Here is a 6305-nt window from a genome sequence, read left to right as displayed (position 1 = left end):
GCTCGCACTGTGGTGGATTCCATATTATGTTATTAGGGCATTATGTTGTTGTGTTATTATGTTATAGCAATGTTATGTTATTACGTTGTCAGGGTATTACACTATTGCAATATTACAACAGAATTTATTTTATATACACACTGATTATCAATATATTACGGTATTTATTAAGCAGCGCATACAACCTTACTATAAAATCTACATACTATTATATGATACAGATTGATAGGTAATATCTGTAAATCAGGATACCATAGTACAATACAGCATAAGACTTTCAATATTGAATATTTAAATTTCGGCAAATAACTAAATATCAGGCACTCCATTCATACGATATTCAACTCTGCATACAGGTTTGCCACAAACAAACTGATATTTACATTTTTCATCAGGTAAATATGACTCTATTTTATAGCTATAAATGGGCATGGAGCCACAATCCACTTTAAGTGGATTTTCTGTTCAAACGAACAGAGCAAGTTGTGTTTTTGTCCGACAGAAAGTATTCTGCCAGACAAAAACCAACTTGCCCTCTCTCACGGTCGGGGGATTTTCCTCCGAAGTCGGAAATCCATAAAAGGGAATTTTAGTTTATTTTCAATGAGATTCAAGTATCCATAGGTATAATTTCCATATGCCGATTTTATTTTTTACTGTATCGGTTATTGATATAGTTTGCTTATTGAACTAATTGATTTTTTCAGTTTTCACCTATTTCATAATGAAAGCTTGTATTCATATTTTCAGAATAATAGTATATCTGAAAATCATATAGTATAATATCCTCTCTTTTCATCAATAATGTTATAGTTTTCACAATACTATCTAGTTTGTTTTTTAAACCTTCCTTGCTAATAGTACCATTTGATGCGTATATTGTAAGACAATACGAGTATTTTCCCCTGTGTCTATTAAAAAAACTTGCTTTATAAATCTGCCTATCTATTGAATCTATAGGTATATTATACAACACCTTCTTAAAAATACACATCTCACTGACAGCAATAGCTTTATCCTCTTCATGTTGTGCCACGCAAGCAACAGCGAAGAATGAATATGAGAAAATAAAAAAAGACATACGCTTTTGTATGTTAATTCTTTAAGAACGGCACCAAATTCCATACTGTTCCTCCTTTTGTATAAGCATGATTTAATGCATCTGTATTTTTTACTTCAATATAGTGTTCTGGCAACATTTTTTCTATCATATAAGCACAGGAAGAATCCAAATATGGTCTTCTTTTTACCAAAGATATGAAAATGAAAAAAAAGACAACTATTGTTCGCTTAATTTTTTATCTATGATATGTTTAGAAACACAACTTACCTATTTAATTATCTGTTAAATATTCATCTTTATGACAATAAATTTTGGAATATCCCTATTTTTTCCGTACTTGCATTTTGGAACTTTAAATATATTATTATGGCGGCATACAAAACAATAATGAGAACTGGCAGCATTTTTAATACAAATTCTGACGGTACTGCTATCTTCACGGATGTCTTTGAAGTAGAAAGCATGGAGTACTCTTTTGACAGAGGCATCAGCGATAACGGCAAACCTTCCACTCCTATCGTTGGTGGCATGGCTACCGTTGCATTCAGAGGATTTCCTCCCCAATATCTTCATAAATGGATTCTTAAGAGTAAAGAAAGGTTAAATGTGCAACTCGAAGTATTGAACTTGTCGGAAGAAAGTATACCAGAAGAGACATTGCAATTGCTCAATGCGGCATGTATTTCAATGAAGTTTTCTTATGAAGGGCTCGGTGAACAAGGTCTTGTCACAACCATACTCACATTGCAGGGTGAAGATGTCACATTAGGTTCAGACACGCTGTATTATGAATGGCAGGAAAGCCGGGACAAACCACAACGGACAGCATCTATATTCGTCTCAACATTTAATGCAAGCAAAGCAATTCCTATTGTCGTCGATCCATGTATCAAGGCATTTATGGAGATTGACGAGGACAGTGCACAGAAGCCGTATAGTTTGGATTCTTTCTCCATAGAATTTATGCAACGTGTAGATCATAAAGGAGAACCCGCCTGGGAAGAAAAAGGAGGCTTGTTTTCAATATCGCTGAATCATCCATCAAATTATCTGCTTAACCATTGGGCAATGTATAAGCACAAGCAGAAACATTCCGGCTATATAGTATTCAGGAATCCTGACGGGATGTCCAGTGCTGTCCTTTCCATCCGTTTTGAGAACGCATATTGCATAAGCTACAAAAAGTCCGTATCAGCCGCAACCGATGGAATCCTTTTGGAAATGATTATCACACCGGAGTCCCTGAAGTTCGGGAATATAGATTTTAACAATGGTAAATGGGCTGAAGACTGATATGGAACATAAGAATACAAATGACAAGAATGAATACCATTTCCAGCTGCCGGAAGTGGTAGTGAAAGGCAAAATGCCGGGATGGATGCGCAGGCAATTGGGAATGGCACTTCACCGGAATCCTGCATTATTTAGAAAATGCATGAAAAATGCCACTTCATTAGAGGAAAAACAGTTTTATTTCAATCTGGCTTTCAATGCGGCAAGGGAAGAAGCAGGACAGCAGTTTGTTCAGGCTGCTTTGACGGCAGCAGGCGTTATCTCTGCAATATCCACGGCTGGTGTATCACTTGCCGCTGCAACTTCATTTGGACGTCAGGCTGCATTGCTTGGACGTGGAGCTTTATTGAAAGGAAGTACATATGCAGGTAGAATTGCTTCTTCCATAGAAGCAGCTTCGTTGAGAGGTGGAATGGCTGTTCAAAATACAATAATGCGTTCTGCCACACACTTAAGAACACTTAGTAATATTACAGGCAGAATGCTTTATCCAAAAGGCTTGAGTTTTGATACGATGTTATTAATGGGTGGAACAGATTTTACTCTACAATGGGGAGGCAATACAATATATAAATACACAGAAGAGAATAAAACTTTTATTAATTCAATGTATGAGTCTTTGAATGATGTTAATTTAGTAAGCACATTAGCTAGTTCAATGAAATTACCATTTTTATGTAATGCTGTATTTGGTTCAAGTTTTAATGTGAATCTAAGAGGAAATACAAAAACTGTTTTTGATGGTGGAATTTCTACTCATGAGTTCTTGATTGATTTAGGTTTTGGAATAGGGCTAGGAAAAGTCGGAGAAAATACTTATTCTAACTTTTTCAAAAATAATACTTCTAAAGTGAGAAGATATATTCCTTATCCTTATGTATTTAGAATCTCAAAACAACCAAAAATAACCAGAAATATTCAAGCGTAAGTCTTTATCTATCAGAATATTCTAAAAATTAACACTTTTCGGCTGCTTTTTGATGCTTCCCAAATTTCCACATATTTTTGAGACGTATTTCTGACGTGGAGAATTTGCGGAGCTTGTTTTTTGCCACATCGTGCGGACAGTTGACAAGGGTTTACAACCGTTTACGATGAGCGACAACAACCGCCCTGATATGCAGCAATAGTAACATTGTGCAGAAAGGCGACAACGGTTGACCTCCGTTTACATCCGTTCACCATTTCAGAGATATACGATTGAAGGAATGAACCAGTAAACGATAAAAGCAGCATGAAAACAACCAGAAAATGCATTTTTGCAGCAAGTCATTTGTAACCCGGAGCGGGGTACAGAAATATTGCAGCGAGGCTTGTCAGGCGGAAGCCAAACGAGCTAGAACGGAACAGAAGAACAACCTCTTCAAAGCTGTCCGCCCCTTGATGGAGATACAGCATCAGGAGTATCTCACCTTTTCCAAAGCAGCAGTACTCATGGGCTGTTCCCGACAGTACATCTATAAACTCGTAGCCCTCGGCAAACTGAAAGCCTCACGTATCAGCAACCGCATGGCGTTTATCCGCAAGACAGACATCGAGCGGATGCTGGAGGGCAATCCCTACCACCGTGTCCTGCCCGGCAGTACTTCCACTCCGAGAAAGTCCGCTTCATCTTCCCCGCTTGCCAAAAAAGAAAAAAGGGAAAAGGAAACCTATGAAGTGCTGGACTTCTATTCTGGCGAGGAGGTGATGTCGCTCTTCAAGGTCAGGCAGTCGTGGCTCTATACCACAGCCAAGCGCAACCGCATTCCCATCTGCCGCATCGCAGGGAAAAACTATTACAGCAAGAAACACGTTGACGAGTTCTTCGGTATGGCTATAGATACAAGCAATATCACCGATTGGCTCCTGATTGAAGAAGCGGAAGAACTGTTCGGCATGAAACCCTCCGCACTCCGGGCATACGCCTACCGCCACAAGATACCGACCAAAAGAGAATACGGGCGCACCTATTACTCCAAATCCCATCTGGACGAACTCCGCAGGACAGACCTCGTGAACGATGAACGCTACTACACCGTGGAGCAAGTCCGGCAGATTTACGGGCTTTCCTCCGCCAACATCAGCCATATCGTCAAGGTGAAGCACATCGAAAAGATAAAAGTAGGCGTGAAAAACCTGCTTTTACGCTCCGATGTGGAGCGTGTCATGGCTGAAAGGGAGAAACAACCGTGAGCAACCGACATTGCCGGAAAATTATTTCAAAATGATTGTCGTGGAGGTATTCACGGTTGTTTCACGTTGTTCCTTTGCCACCGTAAACACGGGAACACCCCCGAAAATGTACAACTTAAAACATCATCAATATGAGCAAATGCAAGACAGTTACCTTGCGCAAGCGCAAGATTAAGAACGGAACACAGTATTCGCTGTGTCTGGACTATTATCCCGGCTACCGTGACAACACCACCATGAAGGTGATTACACGTGAAGCTCTTGGAATTTACATCTTCGCCAAACCTGCCAACCAGCAGGAGCGTGATTTCAACGCACGCATGATGAAAAAAGCGGAGATACTGCGTAATAGGCGTTATGAAGCCATCTTCAACGAGAACAACGGCTTCTTTGACAAAGCCAAGATGAAAGGCGATTTCCTCGCCTACTTCAAGGGGTTGGCAGACAGGAAGAATATCAAGTGGCAGCACGTCTATAAACATTTCGAGCGGTTCGTGAACGGCAAATGCACCTTTGAGGAGGTGGACGTGGATTTGTGCCGCAAGTTCATGGAATATCTGCTTAACGCCCCACAATCCATACACACCAGCCAAAAGCTGCATATCAATTCTGCGGCGGGCTACTGGTCGGCTTTCCGTGCGGTACTTCACACCGCCTACCGGGACAGGAAGATAAAGGAGAACCCAAACGGATTCTTAGACCGCATCGAGTGCATTCCCACCATGAGGGAACATCTGAGCCAAGAGGAACTGATACGGCTTGCCGAAACGCCTTGTGAGGAAGAGGTATTGAAAAGGGCGTTCCTTTTCGGTTGTCTGACCGGACTAAGAAAGAGCGACATCAGGCAGCTCACTTGGCAGCAGATACAGCCGTACACCAACGGCAAGATGTTCGTGACCACCCGTATGCAGAAGACCAAACAGATTGTACACAACCCCATCAGCGATGAAGCCTACGGACTGCTTGGGGAACGGCACGAGGGACTTATCTTTGACGGTTTCAAGGACAAGATGCTGCAAGGACCACTCAAACGCTGGCTCTTGGCGGCAGGCATAACCAAGAAGATAACCTTTCACTGCACCCGGCATTCATTCGGAAGCCTGCACGTGGAAATGGGTACGGACATGGCTGTCATCCAAGCCTATCTGGGACACAAGAACATTACCACCACGCAGATTTATTCCAAGATGGCGGCACAGCAGATGTGCGAGGTCGTGGACAAGATAACCCTGAAACGCAAGGAAGCGTAAGGCGGTTCAAAATCCATGATATTCAGAGGGAGCGGTTATTGTTTGGAGCTTTAACCGTTCCTTTTATTTTGGTTGGTACTTAAAGTATGATAATTGAGTATGATTCCGGACATTTGGTGAAAAACATTGAAAAAGAAACCACTGACAAAGGATAATGAGTAATAATTGAAAGAAGACTATTAAATTTGTGAAAACAGTAACAAGTAACAACCGAATAAGACAAAGAATATGGAACCGTCCGTAAAAGACAAACATATCATTTTAGGATTTGTCGGCTTTGCCATCCTCCTAATATCTTCCATAGCGACACTGATTGTCGCTGAGAAATTCAACCAAGATACCTTTGTAAGGCTGATAGTCTTTGTGTGCAGCAACCTGTTGGGGTGGCTGCTCTACTTCTCCTTCCAGACAGTCATTTTCGATACATACGAAATCTACAGAATCAAGTTCGGCAGGAAAAAGACACCTGCCGAAATCACAGAAATTCAGGAAGACCAGTCCCAAGATGCACACAAGCCTGTAAT

Annotated in this window: 4 protein-coding genes and 1 pseudogene; all 5 read left to right on the top strand. The window is 41.0% G+C overall.

The window, feature by feature from the left end; all coding sequences use genetic code 11:
* The first annotated feature begins 1429 nt into the window (after positions 1-1429).
* A complete protein-coding gene (tssD, locus tag BACCOP_RS12245) occupies positions 1430-2356 on the top strand; it encodes a type VI secretion system tube protein TssD (RefSeq protein ID WP_118164622.1) in 927 nt (308 codons plus the stop codon).
* A gap of 1 nt (position 2357) precedes the next feature.
* The gene (locus BACCOP_RS12240; protein ID WP_040312058.1) at positions 2358-3284 is read left to right on the top strand and encodes a hypothetical protein; all 927 of its coding nucleotides are present in this window, start codon (positions 2358-2360) and stop codon (positions 3282-3284) included.
* A gap of 323 nt (positions 3285-3607) precedes the next feature.
* Complete coding sequence (locus tag BACCOP_RS12235; RefSeq protein WP_007569505.1) at positions 3608-4531, top strand: helix-turn-helix domain-containing protein; 924 nt, start codon at positions 3608-3610, stop codon at positions 4529-4531.
* A gap of 131 nt (positions 4532-4662) precedes the next feature.
* Positions 4663-5781, top strand: a complete 1119-nt coding sequence (locus tag BACCOP_RS12230; RefSeq protein WP_007557695.1) for a tyrosine-type recombinase/integrase — start codon at positions 4663-4665, stop codon at positions 5779-5781.
* Positions 5782-6009: 228 nt separating this feature from the next.
* Positions 6010-6305, top strand: a pseudogene (locus BACCOP_RS19940) (transposase); the annotation flags it as partial.

The sequence above is a fragment of the Phocaeicola coprocola DSM 17136 genome (genome assembly GCF_000154845.1).
GTDB classification, from domain to species: Bacteria; Bacteroidota; Bacteroidia; order Bacteroidales; family Bacteroidaceae; genus Phocaeicola; species Phocaeicola coprocola.
The sequence above is the reverse complement of the archived record's forward strand: the minus strand, read 5'-3'. Positions and strand labels throughout refer to the sequence as shown.

What these genes read in the sequence shown, in the direction of transcription:
- tssD (WP_118164622.1), top strand. Translation starts at nt 1,430, where the DNA reads ATGGCGGCATACAAAACAATAATGAGAACTGGCAGCATTTTTAATACA.
- BACCOP_RS12240 (WP_040312058.1), top strand. Translation starts at nt 2,358, where the DNA reads ATGGAACATAAGAATACAAATGACAAGAATGAATACCATTTCCAGCTG.
- BACCOP_RS12235 (WP_007569505.1), top strand. Translation starts at nt 3,608, where the DNA reads ATGCATTTTTGCAGCAAGTCATTTGTAACCCGGAGCGGGGTACAGAAA.
- BACCOP_RS12230 (WP_007557695.1), top strand. Translation starts at nt 4,663, where the DNA reads ATGAGCAAATGCAAGACAGTTACCTTGCGCAAGCGCAAGATTAAGAAC.